Annotated in this window: 15 protein-coding genes and 1 pseudogene; 3 read left to right on the top strand and 13 right to left on the bottom strand. The window is 66.2% G+C overall.

Translation table 11 applies throughout. The annotated features are described in order from the left end of the window. Positions 1–8: 8 nt before the first annotated feature. Positions 9–1,613, bottom strand: a complete 1,605-nt coding sequence (locus H5395_RS09375; protein ID WP_182792316.1) for a carboxyl transferase domain-containing protein — start codon at positions 1,611–1,613, stop codon at positions 9–11. Between the two features lie 140 nt (positions 1,614–1,753). Between H5395_RS09375 and H5395_RS09370 the strand changes: the two genes are divergently transcribed. Then, positions 1,754–2,362: an OmpW family protein gene (locus H5395_RS09370; RefSeq protein ID WP_182792315.1), complete on the top strand. Its 609-nt coding sequence runs from the start codon at positions 1,754–1,756 to the stop codon at positions 2,360–2,362. Positions 2,363–2,388: 26 nt separating this feature from the next. On the opposite strand, the gene H5395_RS09365 is transcribed toward H5395_RS09370, so the two are convergent. From H5395_RS09365 to H5395_RS09315, 11 genes are all read right to left on the bottom strand, one after another. Continuing rightward, on the bottom strand, positions 2,389–3,936 hold the full coding sequence (locus tag H5395_RS09365; RefSeq protein ID WP_182792314.1) for an AMP-binding protein: 1,548 nt from the start codon (positions 3,934–3,936) through the stop codon (positions 2,389–2,391). Further along, positions 3,933–4,469 (bottom strand): lysozyme inhibitor LprI family protein, encoded by a 537-nt coding sequence (locus tag H5395_RS09360; RefSeq protein WP_182792313.1) that lies wholly within the window; start codon positions 4,467–4,469, stop codon positions 3,933–3,935. The genes H5395_RS09365 and H5395_RS09360 overlap by 4 nt, the downstream gene beginning before the upstream one ends. Then, positions 4,466–4,918 (bottom strand): lysozyme inhibitor LprI family protein, encoded by a 453-nt coding sequence (locus H5395_RS09355; RefSeq protein ID WP_182792312.1) that lies wholly within the window; start codon positions 4,916–4,918, stop codon positions 4,466–4,468. Before H5395_RS09355 ends, H5395_RS09360 begins: the two co-directional genes overlap by 4 nt. Further along, positions 4,915–6,075: an isovaleryl-CoA dehydrogenase gene (locus H5395_RS09350; RefSeq protein WP_182792311.1), complete on the bottom strand. Its 1,161-nt coding sequence runs from the start codon at positions 6,073–6,075 to the stop codon at positions 4,915–4,917. Before H5395_RS09350 ends, H5395_RS09355 begins: the two co-directional genes overlap by 4 nt. A gap of 191 nt (positions 6,076–6,266) precedes the next feature. Next, complete coding sequence (locus H5395_RS09345) at positions 6,267–6,629, bottom strand: YigZ family protein (RefSeq protein WP_234450846.1); 363 nt, start codon at positions 6,627–6,629, stop codon at positions 6,267–6,269. Next, positions 6,630–8,294: a formate--tetrahydrofolate ligase gene (locus H5395_RS09340; RefSeq protein ID WP_182792310.1), complete on the bottom strand. Its 1,665-nt coding sequence runs from the start codon at positions 8,292–8,294 to the stop codon at positions 6,630–6,632. Between the two features lie 484 nt (positions 8,295–8,778). Continuing rightward, positions 8,779–12,411: a vitamin B12-dependent ribonucleotide reductase gene (locus H5395_RS09335; RefSeq protein WP_182792309.1), complete on the bottom strand. Its 3,633-nt coding sequence runs from the start codon at positions 12,409–12,411 to the stop codon at positions 8,779–8,781. A 438-nt stretch (positions 12,412–12,849) separates the two neighbouring features. Next, entirely contained in the window at positions 12,850–13,404 is a 555-nt protein-coding gene (locus H5395_RS09330; RefSeq protein WP_182792308.1) for a 5-formyltetrahydrofolate cyclo-ligase, read from the bottom strand. Next, complete coding sequence (gene mgtE / locus H5395_RS09325; RefSeq protein WP_182792307.1) at positions 13,389–14,771, bottom strand: magnesium transporter; 1,383 nt, start codon at positions 14,769–14,771, stop codon at positions 13,389–13,391. The genes H5395_RS09330 and mgtE overlap by 16 nt, the downstream gene beginning before the upstream one ends. 68 nt (positions 14,772–14,839) lie before the next feature. Further along, complete coding sequence (locus H5395_RS09320; RefSeq protein ID WP_182792306.1) at positions 14,840–15,646, bottom strand: inositol monophosphatase family protein; 807 nt, start codon at positions 15,644–15,646, stop codon at positions 14,840–14,842. A 91-nt stretch (positions 15,647–15,737) separates the two neighbouring features. Beyond that, positions 15,738–16,091: a helix-turn-helix transcriptional regulator gene (locus H5395_RS09315; RefSeq protein ID WP_182792305.1), complete on the bottom strand. Its 354-nt coding sequence runs from the start codon at positions 16,089–16,091 to the stop codon at positions 15,738–15,740. A 176-nt stretch (positions 16,092–16,267) separates the two neighbouring features. On the opposite strand from H5395_RS09315, the gene H5395_RS09310 reads away from it, so the two are divergent. Then, entirely contained in the window at positions 16,268–17,248 is a 981-nt protein-coding gene (locus H5395_RS09310; protein ID WP_182792304.1) for an NADPH:quinone oxidoreductase family protein, read from the top strand. A 145-nt stretch (positions 17,249–17,393) separates the two neighbouring features. Further along, positions 17,394–18,137 (top strand): Bax inhibitor-1/YccA family protein, encoded by a 744-nt coding sequence (locus H5395_RS09305; protein WP_182792303.1) that lies wholly within the window; start codon positions 17,394–17,396, stop codon positions 18,135–18,137. Between the two features lie 632 nt (positions 18,138–18,769). On the opposite strand, the pseudogene H5395_RS09300 reads toward H5395_RS09305, so the two are convergent. After that, a pseudogene (locus H5395_RS09300) lies at positions 18,770–18,892 on the bottom strand (IS5/IS1182 family transposase); the annotation flags it as partial.

Below are 18,892 nucleotides of genomic sequence, written 5' to 3'. Positions count from 1 at the left end.
TTGCATCGTCACATCCTGAAGACGCCGAAGCGGGTGGGCTCGATGGGTGCATTCAGGCTGGCGCGCAGGGACAGCGACAGCACGTCGCGGGTCTTGCGCGGGTCGACGACGCCATCGTCCCAAAGCCGGGCCGAGGCGTAGAGGGGGTGCGACTGGCGGTCGAACATTTCGATCGTGGGGCGCTTGAACTCGGCTTCTTCTTCCGCGCTCCAAGTGCCGCCCTTGCGCTCGATCCCCTCGCGGCGGACGGTGGCGAGGACGCCAGCCGCCTGCTCGCCGCCCATGACGCTGATGCGCGAGTTGGGCCAGCTCCAGAGGAAGCGCGGGGAATAGGCGCGGCCGGCCATGCCGTAGTTGCCCGCGCCGAAGGAGCCTCCGACCAACATGGTGATCTTGGGGACCGAGGTCGTCGCCACCGCCGTCACCATCTTGGCGCCGTGGCGGGCGATGCCCTCATTCTCATATTTCCGGCCGACCATGAAGCCGGTGATGTTCTGCAGGAAGACCAGCGGGATCGACCGCTGAGAGCAAAGCTCGATGAAATGTGCGCCCTTGATGGCGGCTTCCGAGAACAGGACGCCGTTGTTGGCGATGATGCCGACAGGGCAGCCCTCGAGATGGGCGAAGCCGGTGACCAGCGTCTCGCCAAAGCGGGGTTTGAACTCGTCGAACCGGCTGCCGTCCACCGTGCGGGCGATGACCTCGCGGATGTCGTAGGGGGTGCGCAGGTCGGCGGGGACGACGCCCAGGATCTCCTCGGGGTCGTAGAGAGGCGCTTCCGGCGACTGCCAGACCACTGTCTGCGGCAGGCGGCGGTTCAGGTGGCTGACGGCGCGGCGGGCGAGCGCGAGGGCGTGGGAGTCGTCCTCGGCGAGATAGTCGGCCACGCCGGACAGCCGCGTGTGGACGTCGCCGCCGCCCAGGTCCTCGGCGCTGACGACCTCTCCGGTCGCGGCCTTCACCAGCGGCGGGCCGGCGAGGAAGATCGTGCCTTGGTTGCGGACGATGATGGTGACGTCCGACATGGCGGGGACATAGGCGCCGCCCGCCGTGCAGCTTCCCATCACCACGGCGATCTGGGGGATGCCCTTGGCGCTCATTTGCGCCTGATTATAGAAGATGCGGCCGAAATGGTCGCGGTCGGGGAAGACCTCGTCCTGATTGGGAAGGTTCGCGCCGCCCGAGTCCACCAGATAGACGCAGGGCAGATGGCAGGCTTCCGCGATCTCCTGCGCGCGGAGATGCTTTTTCACCGTCGTCGGGTAATAGGTGCCGCCCTTCACGGTGGCGTCGTTGGCGACGACCATCACGTCAAGGCCGTGCACCCGCCCGACGCCCGCGATCACGCCCGCGCCGGGGGCCGCGCCGTCATACATCCCGTGCGCGGCCGTCGCGCCGATTTCCAGAAAGGGCGAGCCGGGGTCGAGCAGGTTCGCCACCCGTTCCCGCGGGGGCATCTTGCCGCGCGAGGCGTGGCGGGCCAGCGCATCCGCGCCGCCGCCCTGGGCCGCGGCCTCGGCCGCCTGCCGGATTGTGTCCAGCATGGACAGATGCGCCTGCCGGTTGGTGCGGAAGGCGTCGGACGAGGTCAGGGCCGCCGATTTCAATTTCATGCCGGATGATCCTGTAAGGGCCAAGGGGTGCGGCGCGTTGTCGCGGGGGCGTTCACGCGGCGAAAGGTTTGATCTGGATCATGTGACTGTTCCGCGCGCGGGCGCAGGTCAGCGGCAGATGATCGAACGGGAGAACAGCGATGAAAACGATCAGCCTTGCCGCCCTTGTCGCCGCCCTGGCGATGCCCGCGCTTGCCCAGCAGGCAGGCGACTGGACCATCGGCCTGGGCCTGGGCAGCGTCATGCCCAAGGACGACAACGGCACCGTCGCCGGGAACCTTGACGTCGAGGTCGGCAACGACCTGCGCCCGACTCTGACGGTGGAATATTTCCTGCGCGACAACATCGGCATCGAGCTGCTGGCTGCCACGCCCTTCAAGCATGACATCGACATTGATGGTCTGGGCAAGGTCGGCTCGGTCAAGCACCTGCCGCCGACGCTGAGCGTCAACTATCACTGGGATACCGGTTCGGTCTTCAAGCCCTATGCGGGAATCGGGCTGAACTACACCAGCTTCTGGGATGAATCGACGAGTGGGGCGCTGGACGGCAACGACCTGGATATTGAGCATAGCTGGGGCCTTGCGCTGCAGGCGGGCGCCGACTGGTGGCTGAACGACAAGTCCGCCGTCCGCGCCACGGTCCGCTGGATCGACATCGATGCCGATGTGAAGCTGAACGGCGAGAAGATCGGCGAGGTCGAGATCGACCCCTTCGCCGTGCAGGCCACCTACGTCTTCAAGTTCTGACAGGGACGCATGGGGACTGGCGGAGATCATGTGCCCTCCGCCAGCTTGCGCAACTCGCGCCGCATGACCTTGCCCGTCACAGTCATCGGCAGCGCGTCGAGGAAGACCACCTCGCGCGGGTAGCTGTGCGCGGCGCAATGGGTGCGGGCGTGGTCCTGCAATTCCCTCGCCAAAGCGTCCGAGGGCGCGAAGCCTCGGCGAAGCACGACATAGGCCACGACGATTTCCGTCCGCAGCGGGTCGGGTTTGCCGATCACGCCCGCAGCGGCGACGGCGGGGTGCTTGATCAGCACGTCCTCGATTTCCGACGGGCCGATACGGTAGCCGGCGGATGTGATCACGTCGTCGTCGCGCCCGACGAAGCGGACATAGCCGTCCTCGATCACGCCGCGGTCGCCGGTGACCAGCCAGTCGCCGCGGAACTTCTCGGCCGTGGCTTCAGGGCGGTTCCAGTAACCCAGCATCATGGAGCCCGCGCCGCGGCGGATGGCGATGTCGCCCTCTCCGTCCGTGGGCTGGCCCTGCTCATCGATCACTTGCAGGTCGAAGCCGGGCACCGCCTTGCCGATGGAGCCGGGGCGCGCGGGAAACATCGACGAGGCCGAGGCGGCGACCATGTTGCATTCGGTCTGACCGTAGAACTCGTTGATCGTCAGGCCGAAGGCGCGGCGGCCCCAGTCGAGCATCTCGGCCCCCAGCGTCTCGCCGCCCGAGGCGACGGATCGCAGGCCAGGGACCGTCGCCTCCGCCGCCTTGAGCATCCGCAGCGCGGTCGGCGGCAGGAAAGTCGCCGTCACGCCGCAGTCTCGGATCAGCGCCACGCAGGTATCCACGTCGAATTTGGGCAGGCGCGCGGCCACGACTGGCACGCCGAGGGCAAAGGCCGGCATCGCCACGTCGAAAAGCCCCCCGATCCAGGCCCAGTCCGCCGGGGTCCACAGCACGTCGCGGCCGGGTTCCAGCAGGTCGTGGCTCATTTCCACCCCAGGCAGGTGGCCGGTCAGCATCCGGTGCCCGTGCAGCGCGCCCTTGGGGCTGCCAGTGGTGCCCGAGGTATAGATCATCACTGCCGGGTCTTCCGGGCTGGTCTCGGCTGTCGGGAAGGGACCGGCGTCGGGCAGGTCGTCCTCCTCGGGGACGATCACGTTGAGGCCGAAGGGGGCCAGCATCGCGCGGCCCTCGGGGTCGGTGATGACCGTTCCGATCCCGGCATCGGTCAGGCGCAGGCGCAGCGCCTCGTCCCCGAACAACTTGAACAGCGGCACCGAGATCGCGCCCGATTTCCAGACCGCGGCATGGGCGGCGGCGGTCCAGGCGGACTGGGTGCGGAACACCCCGATCCTCTCCCCCCGCATCGCCCCCAGCGCGTGGGCCAGGCGGTCCGCCCGCGCCGCAAGCTCGCCGTAGGTGACGGGGCGCGGCGTGCCGTCATATTCGATGATCGCCGTCCGCCCAGGGTCGGCCCGCGCCCAGTCGCCGACGGCCTGATCCGCCATGTTCAACCGGGCGGGCCAGTTCCAGCGGAACCCGCGGCGAAGCCGATCGTAATCGGTGCTGTCGAGCGTCGGGTTCATCGGGTCCGCTCCGCCAGATAGCCGTCGATCCGCAGGGATTGCAGCGCCGTCTCGCGCGTCAGGCAGGCAGGTCCGGCCATGTCACCTTCGGGCTGGCTCGCCCAGGATCGGGCTTCATAGGCACAAAGCGAATCGCGGAAGGCGATCCAGGCCCGCTCGGCCTGCCGCAAGGCATCGGCGCCCTCTCCCACCTCGGCCGCCATCAGGCGGGTGTAGCCGTCGTTCAGCTGCCCATCCCAATAGTCGCGTTCGGCGCCCAGGCAGGGGCCACGTCCGTCCACCGGGCCGACGTCCTTGTAGACCTGCTTCAGCCGCGCCACGCAGGCTGCCTGCTGGGTGCCGATGCAGGTGCTTGCCGTCACCATGTCGGGTGCCGCTGCGACGCAGGCATTCATCGCTTCGGCATCCACCCTGGCCTGATCGGCGGGCATGGCGATGCCGGGGGCGGCCAACCCGCAGGACAGCGTTGCAAGAACGGCGCGCAGCAGGTGCAGGGGCCACCTGCCCGCCTGCGCGATCTGCGAGCGGATCACCGTCCCCCCTCCTCCACATAGTCGCGCAGTTCCAAGGCGCGCTCGGCGGTGCGCTGCATCCGGCACGTCCCGCCGACTACGCCTGCAAGCGAGCCGCCCTCGTAGGCGCTGGCCTCATAGGTGCAGGCGGCGTCCACAAAGGCGATCCAGGCGCGCTGGGCGTCCCGCAGCGCCACCGCCCGCGCCTCCGGGGACTGGCGCAACTCGGCATAAGCGGCGTTCAGCATCTCATCCCATTGGGCGGTTTCGGGCGACAGGCAGCCGTGCATCCCGGCGGTCGTCTCTCCTCCAGCAGCGTTCATGCAGGCCTGAAAGGCGACGCCGATGCAGGCGCGCCGCGTAGTCTGGTCCGGGGCAGCGCCGAGGCAGGCGGGGATCAGCGCCGGATCATACTGCTGCGCCGAGGCGGGCAGCGCGGCCATGAACGCGAGGGCAAGGGCCCGGATCATTCCAGCGCCATCAGCTCGCGGCCGATCAGCATCCGGCGGATTTCGCTGGTGCCGGCCCCGATCTCCATCAGCTTGGCGTCGCGGAAGAGCCGGCTGACGGTAGAATCGTTCAGGAAGCCCGCGCCGCCCAGCGCCTGCACGGCCTGATGCGCCTGCGCCATCGCCTGCTCGGAGGCGTAAAGCACCGCCCCCGCCGCGTCCTGCCGCGTCACCTTGCCCGCGTCGCAGGCCCGTGCGACCTCGTAGACATAGGCGCGGGCGGTGTTCAGCGCGACATACATGTCGGCGATCTTGCCCTGCATCAACTGGAAGTTCCCGATGGGCTGGCCGAACTGCTTGCGTTCACGCACATAGGGCATCACCTCGTCGAGGCAGGCGGCCATGATGCCGGTGCCGATGCCCGACAGGACCAGCCGTTCGTAATCGAGGCCGGACATCAGCACGCGCACGCCCCTGCCCTCCTCGCCCAGCACGTTCTCGAAGGGAATCTCGGCATCCTCGAAGATCAACTCGCCCGTGTTCGAGCCGCGCATCCCCAGCTTGTCGAAATGCGGCCCCTGGGTGAAGCCCTTGGTGCCCTTTTCCACGATGAAGGCGGTCATGCCCTTCGAGCCCGCCTCGGGGTCGGTCTTGGCATAGACCACCAGCACATCGGCATCGGGACCGTTGGTGATCCAGTATTTGCTGCCGTTCAGGACGTAGTAGCCGTTCCGCTTCTCGGCCCGCAGCTTCATGCCGACGACATCGGACCCCGCGCCTTCCTCGGACATCGCCAAGGCGCCGACATGCTCGCCGGAACACAGCTTCGGCAGGTATTTCCGCTTCTGCTCCTCGGAGCCGTTCAGCTTCAACTGGTTGAGGCAGAGATTCGAATGCGCCCCATAGGACAGGCTGACCGAGGCCGAGGCTCGCGCGATTTCCTCGACCGCAATGGTATGGGCAAGATAACCCATGCCGGTGCCGCCGTATTCCTCGGGTACCGTGATGCCCAGCAGGCCAAGCTCTCCCATTTCGCGCCAGAGGTCGGCGGGAAAGACGTTCTCGCGGTCCACCTGCGTGGCGATGGGCCTGATCCATTCCTGCGCCCAGCGGTGGACGAGGTCGCGCAGTGCGTTCACGTCCTCGCCAAGGTCGAATTCCATCCCCCGCGTGAACATTTCAACCCTCCCCCGGTTATTGAACGTTCGTTCAGTTAATTCGCCTTATGCCGCAGAGAGCAGGCGTCGGTCAACAGTAACCTCAATGCGGCGGCAGCGCGCAAGGCTGGTCTCCGGCGCAAGTCGATGGTCGGTGACGGGCGGCCTGCTGCGGCTCTCGGCCGCGACAACGCAAGATGAAGAAGGCCCCCTCAGACCGGCCGATGCGCGAGGTAATGGCGCACCGCGCCGATCACATGGCGGAAGCGGTCGCCGCCAAGATTCTTGCCGCCATACCAGCGGGTGACGACGACGAGATGATCGTCCAGCCCCTCGCTTTCCAGCATCCGCAGGATGATCGCGCCGGCACCGGATTCGCCGTCATCGGCCTTCAGCCCCTCGCCGCCCAGCCGCGCGGCCCAACTGTTATGGGTGGCCTTGGCAAAGCGGCGGACGGATTTCAGTTCGGCCAGCCGCGCCTCGATCCCGGCCCGGTCGGCGACGGGTCCGCCCGAGACCGCATAGACCGAGCCGCGGTCCGAGATGATGCGGTCGAAGGTGGTAAGCCGGGACACTCAGAACAGCCCTTCGATCCGCCCCTCGGCGTCCAGCCCGATCCGGTTCGCCGCAGGTTCCCGCGGCAGGCCGGGCATGGTCATGATGTCGCCGCAGATGGCGACGATGAAGCCCGCGCCTGCCGCCAGTCGGACCTCTCGGATCGGGATGGTGAAGCCGCTGGGTGCCCCGAGCGCGGAAGGGTCCGCCGAGAAGCTGTAGGGCGTCTTGGCCATGCAGATGGGCAGGTGGCCGTAGTCCTCCTGCCAGGCGATCAGGCGGGCGCGGATGGAAGGCGGCGCCTCGACCCGCGCGGCGCCGTAGATGCGGGTGCAGATCATCTCGATCTTGTCCCACAGGTGCATCTCGTCGGGATAGAGCAGCCGGAAGCCCGAGGGTTCCGCCGAAAGCGCCGCCACCTCATGGGCAAGTTCCTCGGCCCCTGCCCCGCCCTCGGCCCAGTGGTGGCAGAGGATGGCGCGGACGCCTTCGCGGGCGGCTGCGTCTTGGACGGCGGCGATCTCGGCCGGGGTGTCGGTCGCGAAATGGTTGATGGCGACGACGAGCGGCAGGCCATAGGCGCGCAGGTTGCGGATATGGCGGATGAGGTTGGCGGAACCCGCGCGGACGGCACCCACGTCCTCGTTGGCAAGATCGGCGCGGCCGACGCCCCCGTTCATCTTCAGCGCCCGCACGGTCGCCACCAGCACCGCTGCGGCAGGCGCAAGACCGGCCTTGCGGCACTTGATGTCGAGGAATTTCTGCGCGCCCAGGTCGGCCCCGAACCCCGCCTCGGTCACGACGAAATCCGACAGCCGCAGCGCGGTGCGGGTCGCGATCACCGAGTTGCAGCCATGGGCGATATTGGCAAAGGGGCCGCCATGGACCAGCGCCGGGTTGTTTTCCAGCGTCTGCACAAGATTGGGCTGCAGCGCGTCCCGCAGCAGCACGGTCATCGCGCCGTCCGCCTGCAGGTCGCGGGCCGTGACCCACCTCCCGTCGCGGGTCTGCGCGACGATGATCCGCGCCAGCCGTTCCTGCAGGTCCTGAAGGTCGTCGGCAAGGCACAGGATCGCCATGACCTCGGAAGCGACGGTGATGTCGAAGCCCGTCTCGCGCGGCACCCCGTTGGCGGGACCTCCAAGCCCCACAACGGCGTCCCGCAGCACCCGGTCGTTCATGTCCATGACCCGCCGCCAGGTGATCCGGCGCGGGTCGATGTCCAGCGCATTGCCCCAGTGGATGTGATTGTCCAGCATCGCCGCCAGCAGGTTGTGGGCGCTGGTGATCGCGTGGAAATCGCCGGTGAAATGAAGGTTCATGTCCTCCATCGGCACAACCTGAGCGTGACCCCCGCCTGCCGCGCCGCCCTTGATGCCGAAGTTCGGGCCAAGCGAGGCCTCGCGGATGCAGACGGTGGCAGGGTGGCCGATGCGGTTCAGGGCATCGCCGAGGCCGATGGTGGTGGTGGTCTTGCCCTCGCCCGCCGGCGTCGGGTTGATGGCGGTGACGAGGATCAGCTTGCCCTGCGGACGCCCGGCCAGCCCGTCGATGAAATCGCGCGGGATCTTCGCCTTGTCATGGCCATAGGGCAGAATATCGTCCGCCCCGATCCCCAGCTTTTCCGCGACCTGCCCGATCGGCAGCTTGGTCGCGGCGCGCGCGATCTCGATATCCGTCTTCATCCGCGTCCCCCTGTTGCGCCCCTTGGCCCGGCTTCGGCAAGCCATCAGCAAAAGGCATCGCCGCCCGGTGATACCGGGCGGCGACCTGTCATGTCCCTCGTCTTTCAGTCTTAAGCGCGCACCCATTTTCCGCGACGTTGCAAGTCGAGGCCGCTAGCGGCTGATCTGCTTCTTCTTATCAGGTGCCTGCGACAGTGCAGATCCGGCTGCAGTCTTGGAGTCCTTGCCGGTTCGCCCATCCTTCAACACACGCGATGCGGCGCTTGCCGCTTTCGGACTTTTTTTTCGTCCTTGGCCATTGTTGAAACCTCTCTGGTTATCCACACCATCGAAGTCGTGGATGATTGAGGCAGTTATCACGGCTTCCCGTCCGCTCAGGTTGCCACCGGCATGCGGCCTCTGATCGTAAAGCGCTCCCACGCGGTGCATTCGTGTGAGGCGGCGGGGGTGCAGAGCTTCCACTTCTGCGCCCCGACCAGATCTCTCAGCTGCAGCCCGACGTTCCGCCGCAGGTGTTGCACTTCATGCAGGTGCCGTTGCGGACCAGCGTGTAGTTGCCGCATTCGCCGCAGGGATCGCCCTCGTAGCCCTGCATCTTCGCCTTGGCGCGGGGGTCCAGCGTGACCGTCGCCACGCCGACCTCGAAGCTTGCCTGCGTCTCGGCCAGGCTTGACGCCACCGCCACCGCCGAGGTGCCGCCCTGCAGCACCATCAGGTCGTGCGGTAGGCGCTTTCTCAGGTAGCCGGTCGAGCTGATCTGGCGCAGCAGTTCCACCGACTTCGAGGCGGCGCTTTCATCCGCAGGCTCGGGCCGGCCCTCGTTCGCGCCGCCGCCCAGCGTGTCGAAGCTGGCGCCGTTCGGCTTCACATGGGCAAGGTCGGTGCGGTCCAGGTAGGACACGGCCAGTTCCCGGAAGATGTAGTCTAGGATCGAGGTCGCGTTCTTGATCGAGTCGTTGCCCTGCACCATGCCTGCGGGTTCAAAGCGGGTGAAGGTGAAGGCGTCCACGAACTCCTCCAGCGGCACACCGTATTGCAGGCCCACGGACACGGCGATGGCGAAGTTGTTCATCATCGCCCGGAAGCCCGCACCTTCCTTGTGCATGTCGATGAAGATTTCGCCCAGCCGGCCGTTGTCGTATTCGCCGGTGCGCAGGTAGACCTTGTGGCCGCCGATCAGGGCCTTCTGGGTATAGCCCTTGCGGCGGGACGGCAGCTTTTCGCGCTGGTTGCGGATGGCTTCCTTGACGATGATCTTCTCGACGATCTTTTCGGCAATGACCGCCACACGCTCCTGCGCGGTGCCGCTTTCCAGAATCTCGGCGGCTTCCTCGTCATCCTCGACCAGCGCCGAGGCCAGCGGCTGCGACAGCTTCGATCCGTCGCGGTAAAGTGCGTTGGCCTTGATGCCCAGGCTCCACGACAGTTCGTAAGCCGCCAGCGCGTCCTCGATCGTGGCCGAGTTCGGCATGTTGATCGTCTTGGAGATCGCGCCCGAGATGAAGCTCTGCGCCGCCGCCATCATGCGGATGTGGCTGTCCACCGACAGGTAGCGCGTGCCCTTCTTGCCGCAGGCATTGGCGCAGTCGAAGACGCTGTAATGCTCGGGCTTCAGGAACGGCGCGCCTTCCAGCGTCATCGTCCCGCAGACATGGTCATTGGCCGCGTCGATCTGCGCGCGGGTGAAGCCGAGATGCCGCAGCAGGTCGAAGCTGGGATCGTTGAGCTTCTCGGCGGGGATGCCGAGGGAGCCCTTGCAGAACTCTTCCCCCAGTGTCCACTGGTTGAAGACGAAGCGGATGTCGAAGGCCGAGGCCAGCGCCGCATCCACCTTTTCCAGTTCCCGCGGGCCGAAGCCGTGGCCGACCAGCGCGGCATGGTTGATGCCGGGGCAGTTGCCCAAGGATGCGTGGCCCACGGCATAGGCCACGATTTCCTCGATCTGCGCGCTCGGATAGCCTAATGTTTCCAGCGCCGCCGGCACCGACTGGTTGATGATCTTGAAATAGCCGCCGCCCGCGAGCTTCTTGAACTTGACCAGCGCGAAGTCGGGCTCGATCCCCGTGGTGTCGCAGTCCATGACCAGGCCGATGGTGCCGGTAGGCGCGATCACCGTGGTCTGGGCGTTGCGGAAGCCGTTTTCCTCGCCCAGCGCCAGCGCCTTGTCCCAGGCGCGCTGCGCCATGGTCGCCAGTTGCGGATCGGGGCAGTTGTCGACGTCCAGCGCGACCGGGTTGACGTTCACGGCCTCGTATTCGCCGGTCCCATGCGCCGCCGCGCGGTGGTTGCGGATCACCCGCAGCATGGCATCCGCATTGCGGGCATAGCCCGGGAATGGTCCAAGCTCGCCTGCCATCTCAGCGGACGTCGCATAGGAGACGCCGGTCATCAGTGCCGTCAGCGCGCCACACAGCGCCCGGCCCTCGTCGCTGTCATAACCAAGGCCGAGGTTCATCAAGAGGCCGCCGATATTGGCATAGCCGAGGCCCAGCGTGCGGAAGTCATAGGACCGCTGCGCGATCTCTTTTGAGGGAAACTGCGCCATCAGCACGCTGATCTCCAGCGTGACGGTCCACAGGCGGGTGGCGTGGACATAGCCCGCGGCGTCGAACTGGCCGTTCTGCAGGAAGGTCAGAAGGTTCATCGACGCAAGGTTGCAGGCCGTGTCGTCCAGGAACATGTATTCCGAGCAGGGGTTCGATCCCCGGATCGGCCCGTCCGCCGGGCAGGTGTGCCAGGCGTTCACTGTGTCGTGAAACTGGATGCCGGGGTCGGCGCAGGACCAGGCGGCATGGCCGATCTGGTCCCACAGCTCGCGCGCCTTGACGGTCCTGGCGGTCTTGCCGTCGGTGCGGCGGATCAGCGCCCAGTCGGCGCCGTCTTTCACGGCCTGCAGGAAGGCGTCGGTCACGCGGACCGAGTTGTTCGAGTTCTGGCCCGAAACGCTGGCATAGGCTTCCGAGTCCCAGTCGGTGTCATAGGTCGGGAACTCGATCGAGTCAAAGCCTTGACGGGCATATTGCAGAACCCGGTTGATGTAGGTTTCGGGGATCATCGCCTTCTTGGCGGACCGGATCGCGGATTTCAGCGCCTCGTTCTTTGCCGGATCGGTCGCGTCCCCGGCGCTGCCATCCCACTGTCGGATGGCGGCGAAGATCTCGTTCAGCTTCGTCTCGTGCTGCTTGGAACCGGCCACCAGCGAGGCGACCTTCTGCTCCTCGATGACCTTCCAGTTGATGAAAGCCTCGATGTCGGGGTGATCCATGTCGCAGATCACCATCTTGGCCGCGCGGCGCGTGGTGCCGCCCGACTTGATCGCGCCCGCCGCCCGGTCGCCGATCTTGAGGAAGCCCATCAGCCCCGAGGACTTGCCGCCGCCTGACAGCTTTTCCCCCTCGCCGCGCAGGGAGGAGAAGTTGGTGCCGGTGCCTGAGCCGTATTTGAAGAGCCGCGCTTCCCGGACCCACAGGTCCATGATGCCGCCCTCGTTCACCAGGTCGTCCGCGACGGACTGGATGAAGCAGGCATGGGGCTGGGGATGCTCATAGGCGCTGTTCGACTTGACCAGCTCGCCGGTCTGGAAATCGACGTAGAAGTGGCCCTGCGACGGCCCGTCGATGCCATAGGCCCAGTGCAACCCGGTGTTGAACCACTGCGGCGAGTTCGGCGCGCCCATCTGGCGGGCGAGCATGAAGCGCATCTCGTCGTAATAGGCGCGAGCGTCGGCTTCGGCGGTGAAATAGCCGCCCTTCCAGCCCCAGTAGGCCCAGGCGCCGGCGAGACGGTCAAAGACCTGCCGCGCCGAGGTCTCGCCCACGAAACGCTGGCCCTCGGGCAGCTTCGCCAGCGCGGATTCGTCGGGGACCGAGCGCCACAGGAAATCGGGGACGCCCTTTTCCTTCACGCGCTTCAGCGCGGCGGGGACGCCCGCCTTGCGGAAGTATTTCTGCGCGATGACGTCCGAGGCCACCTGGCTCCAGCCCTCGGGAACCTCGACCGAGTCGTTGCGGAAGACGACCGTGCCATCGGGATTGCGGATTTCCGAGGTGGTCGTGGTGAAGGAGACCTCGCCATAGGCCCCGCCCTTTTCCGTCGTGAAACGCCGTTCGATCTTCATGGTCCCGCCCTCTCTGTCCTTCGTTCCCACTGCGACTTGCGCCTGCCGTCGGACATGCCTCACCGACCCTGCGGATCACATCCGCAGGCCCGGCGAGCTGCCGGACACCCGGCAACATGTCTTGCTTTGTCCCTCGTCCCGTCACCACATCTAGTAGTGCGCGACTTACGCTCACACTAACTGCAGCGTGTCCTGCATGGTTTCAAGCAGTTTATTTGCGCCCGCAAGTTGCGTTAGGCGTTGACAAAAACCGGCTTCGTGATCCGCGCCAGCAAAGCCGGGCCGGGTTCGGGACCGGTCAGGAAATCTGCCGGGTGCGTCTTTTTCCAAGCATGGTGCAGGCTTGCGGCACCACGCCCCCGAGTTGTCCACAGGCTGTCCCCAGAGTCGGTCCGAGTCGCTTCTCGGCCCGGCCTTGCCGCCGGTGTCACCGGATAGTCACAGATCCCGCCGCCACGTTCCGGCGTCCGTGACGATCATGTCGAGCGGCTGGTCGAAGGACTCGGCCGGGATCGTGTCCAGACGCTGCGCTTCCCATGCCAAGCCGATGGCAAGGACCGGCCTGATTCTCCGCAGCGCCTCAAGCGTGCGGTCGTAATAGCCGCCGCCATAACCCAGCCGGTTCAACTGGCCGTCAAAGGCCACCAGCGGCACGATCAGCACCTCGGGGGTGATCTGGGGCAGCGACGCAGGCGGCTGGCTGGTGCCCAAGGGGCCGCGGTCCAGCGGCTCACCGGTCCAGCGACGGAAGATCAGCGGCACCGCGCGGCCCGGCACCACCGGCAGGCAGACAGGGCCGTCATGGCCCGCCATGGCTGGTCGCGGGTCCGGCTCTCCCTTCATCGGCCAGTAGCCGGCGAGGACACGGCCCGCATGGGGCGCCAGCGCCTCGGCCAGCCTGCGGTCCAGCGCCGCCTGATCGCCGCCCTGCGCCCGCGCCGCCAGCGCCTGCGCTCGCAGCGTGCGCTTCTCTTGGTTCAGATCAGTATCCATGTCGCCAGCCCCAGAAACGCAAAGAACCCCATCACATCGGTCAGCGTCGTCACGAATGTCCCCGAGGCCAGCGCCGGGTCCAGCCCCAGCCGGCTGAGCAGCAGCGGGACCAGCACGCCTGCAAGGGCCGCGACGATCTGGTTGACGATCATTGCCGAGCCCAGCACCACTCCCAGCAGCGGATCCCCGAACAGCAGGAACGCCCCCGAGGACAGCAGGAGCGCCAGCCCGATGCCGTTGAGCATCCCGGCCAGCAGTTCGCGGATGACCACGCGACGGGCATTGCCCATGTTCAGATCGCGCGTCGCCAGACCGCGCACAGCCACCGCCAGCGACTGCGTTCCGGCAATGCCCCCTGTCGAGGCGACGATGGGCATCAGGGCCGCCAGTGTGACCAGCGCCGCGATGGTGTTCTCGAACATTGTGATCACCATCGCCGACAGCGAAGCGGTGAACAGGTTGGCCACCAGCCACGGCAGGCGCTGGCGTGCGGTGCGGAGGGCGGTGTCGCTGACGTGGCTTTCCTCGCCGACGCCGGCCAGCCGCAGCACGTCCTCCTCATGCTCCTCGTCCAGCACGTTCATCGCGTCGTCGATGGTGATGACGCCGACCAGCCGCCCGTCGGCATCGACCACCGGGGCCGAGATCAGGTGATACTGGTTGAAGGCATAGGCCACATCGCCCTCGTCCTGCAGCACGTCGATGCTTCGGAAGCTGTCCTCGGCGATGTCGGCCAGCCGCGTGGCCCGCTGCGAGGACAGAAGCCGCCCCAGCGTCACATAGCCGATGGGATGGCGGCGCGGGTCCACGAGGATGACATGGTAGAACTGGTCGGGCAGCCATTCCTCGGACCGCAGGAAGTCGATGGTCTCGCCCACGGTCCAGTGCTCGGGCGCGGTCACGACCTCGGACTGCATGAGGCGGCCGGCGGAATATTCAGGGTAGTTCAGCGACTGCTCGACCGCGACCCGGTCGGTTTCGTCCAGCGCCGATAGGATCGTCTCGCGTTCGGGGCCTTCCAGGTCTTCGACCAGATCCACGACGTCGTCGCTGTCCATCTCGCGCACGGCATCGGCCAGGACCTCGGCCGGGAGTTGTTCCAGAACCTCCTCGCGGATGGATTCGTCGATCTCGGACAGGATCTCGGCGTCGAACTCGCCGGAATAAAGGCGGACAAAGCGGATGCGCCGCTGGGGCGTCAGCTGCTCGATCACGTCGGCGATGTCGGCGCCGTGCAGGGGGTCCAGCAGTGCGTGCAGGCGCGGGCCGTCGCCCGCGTCGATGGCCTCGGCGATCTCGGCGACAAGGCCCCGGCGGGGGACGAAATCGTCCTCGATCCCGTCGGACTCGGGGCGGTTCTCGGTCATGGGGCACCTGTCAGGCTGAGGCGCCGCGACCATAGGCGCGCCGCCCCGCCGCGGCAACCAGCCCGCGATCAGCCGGCGAGCAGGCTCAGCACGGCCGCGTGAAGCTCCGGGGTCGCGGCGGCGATGACCCGCCCGCCTCCATGCGCCGGGCCGCCCTGCCAGTCGGTGACGATGCCGCCCGCGGCCTCGATCACGGCGATGGGCGCCACGATGTCATAAGGCTGCAGCCCGGCCTCGATCACCAGATCGACCTGCCCCATCGCCAGCAGCGCATAGGCATAGCAGTCAAAGCCGTAGCGGGTCAGCCGCACGCGCGCGGCCACGCGGCGGAAGGCGGCGCTGTCGGCCTCGGTCCCCACTTCCGGGTAGGTCGTCATCAGCGTTGCCTGTTCCAGCCCCACGCCCTGCCTGACGCCGAGCGGGCGGTCGCCCTGCGGCGCAGTCAGGCAGGCGAGACCCAACCCACCCTCGAACCGCTCGCCGGTCCAGGGCTGGTCGATCATGCCGTAAACCGGACCCTGTGGGTCGGTGACGCCGATCAGCACGCCCCAGGTCGGCGCACCGCATAGATAAGCCCGGGTGCCGTCGATGGGGTCCAGAACCCAGGTCATGCCGCTGGTTCCCGGCGACGGGCCATATTCCTCGCCCAGAATGGCGTCATCCGGCCGCCGCTCGGCCAGGATGGCCCGCATCGCGCGTTCGCAGGCGCGGTCCGCTTCGGTGACGGGATCGAAGCCGGCCGCCGCCTTGTTGTCCGGCGCAAGCAAGGGGCTGCGGAAATATCGCAGCGTCTCGGCGCGGGCCACATCGGCCAGCGCACCCGCGGTCTGCAGGATCGCGGCGGCGGCAGGCGTCCGCGCAGAGAATGAGGTCATCGGCAAGTCCGGGTCCGGGCCGCGCAACGGCGGCGATCAGACCCAAGCCTATCCGGGCGCGCGGGGCATGACCAGCGCGCCCGGACCGGGTTCACGCAGGCTCGGACAGGACCCGTGCCAGTTCGAAGATCTGGCGGCGCTGCGCCTCGGGCATGGCATAATATGCCCGCACGAGCTGAAGCGCCTCCTTGTCGGCCAGAAGATCGACCCCAGCGGCCTCGGCGGTCTGGCCCAGCCCCTCGAAGAAGAAGGCGACGGGGACGTCCATCGCCGCGGCGATGTCCCACAGGCGCGAAGCCGAGACGCGGTTCATGCCGGTTTCGTACTTCTGGATCTGCTGGAACTTGATGCCGACGGCATCCGCCAGCTGCTGCTGGGTCATCCCGATCGTCCAGCGGCGGTGACGGATTCTCTGTCCGACATGGGCATCGACAACATGCTTCATCGTTAAAACCTCACACAATCTATCCGCGCACTACCGCGCCCCAGCGCAATCAGCGAGCATTATCCGCGGGCAACTTGCCTGATTTGACCAAAAAGACAGGTCGGATCGTCCGGTTTACCCCTATTTGTCGCCCGTATAGAGATCACGCAGACAGCACGGGCAGAGAGAGCGGACGCATGACTCGAATCATCAGCATAGCCGGGCCGGGGGCAGCCCCCAGCCTGACAGAGGCCGAAAGCCGTGATCCGGGTGCGGGCGAGGTGAGATTGCGCCTGCATGCCGCCGCGCTGAACTTTGCCGACCTGCTGATGGTCGAGGGCAAGTACCAGGACACGCCCCCCTATCCCTTCGTGGCGGGGATCGAAGGCGCGGGCGTCGTCGAGGCCGCAGGGCCGGGTGTCGGGCTTGCCGCAGGAACGCGGGTCAGCGTTTCGGGAAGGGGGACCATGGCCGACCACGGCGTGTTCGCCGCCGATGACTGCATCCCCATCCCGGACCGGATGTCCTGGTGCGAGGCCGCTGGCTTTCAGGTGGCCTACGGGACCAGTCACCTCGCCCTGACCGGACCCGCGCGGCTGCAGGCGGGAGAAACGCTTGCCGTGCTGGGTGCGGGGGGCGGCGTCGGCCTGACGGCGGTCGAGATCGGCGCGGCCTTGGGCGCCCGCGTGATCGCGGTCGCTCGCGGGGCAGACAAGCTTGATGCGGCACGGCAGGCGGGTGCGGCCGAGACCATCGACAGCGTCGGGACGGATGACCTCAAGGCAGCCCTGCGGAGCCTTGGCGGAGTCGATGTCGTCTATGATGCAGTGGGCGATGCGCCGGGGCTTGCCGCCTTTGGCGCTCTGCGGACGGGGGGGCGGCATCTGCTGATCGGCTTTGCCGGAGGGCGGCCCCCGGCCCTGCCGCTGAACCATGCGCTGGTGAAGAATATCGCGATCCTCGGTTTCTACTGGGGCGGCTACCGCCAGCTTGACCGTCCGGCCATGCGCGGCAGCCTAGAAGCGGCTCTGCGGATGTACGACGAGGGACGGCTGCACCCCACTACAGGCGCCGTCCTGCCGCTGGAGCAGGCGGCGGCAGCCTATGATCTTCTGAAGACGCGAAAAGCCGTCGGCAAGGTCGTCCTGACCATGACTCAGGAGGCCGCCGCCGGGTAAGAGCCGGCAGTGGTCAAGAATGTGTCAAGCACTTGGCAACAGAACCGCTTTTCATGCCCTGACGGTTGAAATTCCGGAGTGATTGCCGATATTCCGCAGATGAGGGACCGGTCCGTCAGGCCCGGCCCAGCGAGAGGGAGAGCTTATGGTCGACTACAACACGATCCGCCGCCCGGCCACGACGGCCAACCGTGCTGCGGTCATTGACGAGGGCCTGCGGGCCTACATGAACAAGGTCTACGGCCTGATGACCGTGGGCATGCTGGTGACGGCCGCCGTCGCATACGGCTTTGCGCAGATGGCCGGCGGGCCGGGCGCCTGGACCGAGTTCGGGCGCGTCGTCTATACCACCCCGCTGCGCTGGGTGCTTCTGTTCCTGCCGCTGCTGATGGTCTTCGGCTTTGGCGCAGCGCTGAACCGCCTGTCCACGCAGGGCGCGACGATCCTGTTCTACGCCTTCGCGGCGGCAATGGGCGCATCGGTCAGCTCGATCTTCCTGCGCTACACCGACAGCTCGATCGCGCTGACATTCGTGGCGACGGCCGGCGGCTTTGCGGCGCTGTCGCTATATGGCTACACCACCAAGCGCGATCTTTCGGCCATGGGCCGCTTCCTGATGATCGGCCTTGTCGGCCTGATCATCGCGATGGTGGTCAACCTGTTCGTCGGCTCGGGCGCGGTCAACTTCGCCATCTCGGTGATCGGCGTGCTGATCTTTGCGGGCCTGACCGCCTATGACACGCAGAACATCAAGAACACCTACCTGGAACTGGTGAACTCGGACGCCGACTTCATCGGCAAGTCAGCGATCCTAGGCGCGCTGACGCTGTATCTGGACTTCCTGAACCTGTTTACCTTCCTGCTGAGCTTCATGGGGCAGCAGGAGTAAGGGTTTTGCAACGCGCTTGGAAAACGGAACGGGCCAGCTTTTCGCTGGCCCGGTTCCTTTCAATTATCAACGTAATCCAGAATTTTGATCCCTAGAAAACATTATCAAATCTCTCCGGTATTCTATGTAGTTGCTTATGCGATCGCCCGGAACGTCTCCAGACCCCAGATCTTCTGTTGAATTTTGCGCTCTCGAGCCATTTCTTGCGTGGCCTTCTGAAGTCTATGTTGTTTATGGGTTGGCGACTCTCGATTGTATATTCATGAAATTCGTCAGTGCGCATCCATTCCTTGCCGCCAGGACCCATGATCAGTTCGCCAGTTTCTGGATCAGTAACCATAGCCTTCCGCTTGGCGGCTCGTTCGCGATACGTCAACTTATCAAATAACTTCAGGTGAAAAAGAACAAGAGCGTCCGACAAATAAATTTCTTCGCGGTTAATAAAGTGACCTCCGGTTCCCCATATGACCGGGTCACTTATGATGCAGGGTTTGGAGTATGGCGGATTGCAAGCGACGAACGATCTTTGGGACAGTATCGGGCGGGACAGATCGATCGCAGGGAGATCGAGTTCAATCGGTTCTACCAGATCGACACCAAAAGGTGATACCACTGGCTCAGGCCTGTCTAGGTCATGTTGACAAATGGCGGAGCCAGAGGCGGATGGAGGTAACGTCGATGAATGCCAGGTAGCTTTCGGCGGTTTTGTCGTAGCGGGTGGCGACGCGGCGGGCGTTCTTCAGCTTGTTGAAGCA

It is taken from the genome of Paracoccus sp. MC1854 (assembly GCF_014164635.1).
Lineage (GTDB): Bacteria > Pseudomonadota > Alphaproteobacteria > Rhodobacterales > Rhodobacteraceae > Paracoccus.
This window is presented reverse-complemented; position numbering and strand designations above follow the sequence as displayed.

Bases quoted from the DNA above. Each gene is read 5' to 3' on its own strand.
- H5395_RS09310 (WP_182792304.1), top strand. From the start codon at position 16,268: ATGACTCGAATCATCAGCATAGCCGGGCCGGGGGCAGCCCCCAGCCTG.
- H5395_RS09355 (WP_182792312.1), bottom strand. From the start codon at position 4,918: ATGATCCGGGCCCTTGCCCTCGCGTTCATGGCCGCGCTGCCCGCCTCG.
- H5395_RS09365 (WP_182792314.1), bottom strand. From the start codon at position 3,936: ATGAACCCGACGCTCGACAGCACCGATTACGATCGGCTTCGCCGCGGG.
- H5395_RS09330 (WP_182792308.1), bottom strand. From the start codon at position 13,404: ATGGATACTGATCTGAACCAAGAGAAGCGCACGCTGCGAGCGCAGGCG.
- H5395_RS09305 (WP_182792303.1), top strand. From the start codon at position 17,394: ATGGTCGACTACAACACGATCCGCCGCCCGGCCACGACGGCCAACCGT.
- mgtE (WP_182792307.1), bottom strand. From the start codon at position 14,771: ATGACCGAGAACCGCCCCGAGTCCGACGGGATCGAGGACGATTTCGTC.
- H5395_RS09370 (WP_182792315.1), top strand. From the start codon at position 1,754: ATGAAAACGATCAGCCTTGCCGCCCTTGTCGCCGCCCTGGCGATGCCC.
- H5395_RS09350 (WP_182792311.1), bottom strand. From the start codon at position 6,075: ATGTTCACGCGGGGGATGGAATTCGACCTTGGCGAGGACGTGAACGCA.
- H5395_RS09320 (WP_182792306.1), bottom strand. From the start codon at position 15,646: ATGACCTCATTCTCTGCGCGGACGCCTGCCGCCGCCGCGATCCTGCAG.
- H5395_RS09375 (WP_182792316.1), bottom strand. From the start codon at position 1,613: ATGAAATTGAAATCGGCGGCCCTGACCTCGTCCGACGCCTTCCGCACC.
- H5395_RS09340 (WP_182792310.1), bottom strand. From the start codon at position 8,294: ATGAAGACGGATATCGAGATCGCGCGCGCCGCGACCAAGCTGCCGATC.
- H5395_RS09315 (WP_182792305.1), bottom strand. From the start codon at position 16,091: ATGAAGCATGTTGTCGATGCCCATGTCGGACAGAGAATCCGTCACCGC.
- H5395_RS09335 (WP_182792309.1), bottom strand. From the start codon at position 12,411: ATGAAGATCGAACGGCGTTTCACGACGGAAAAGGGCGGGGCCTATGGC.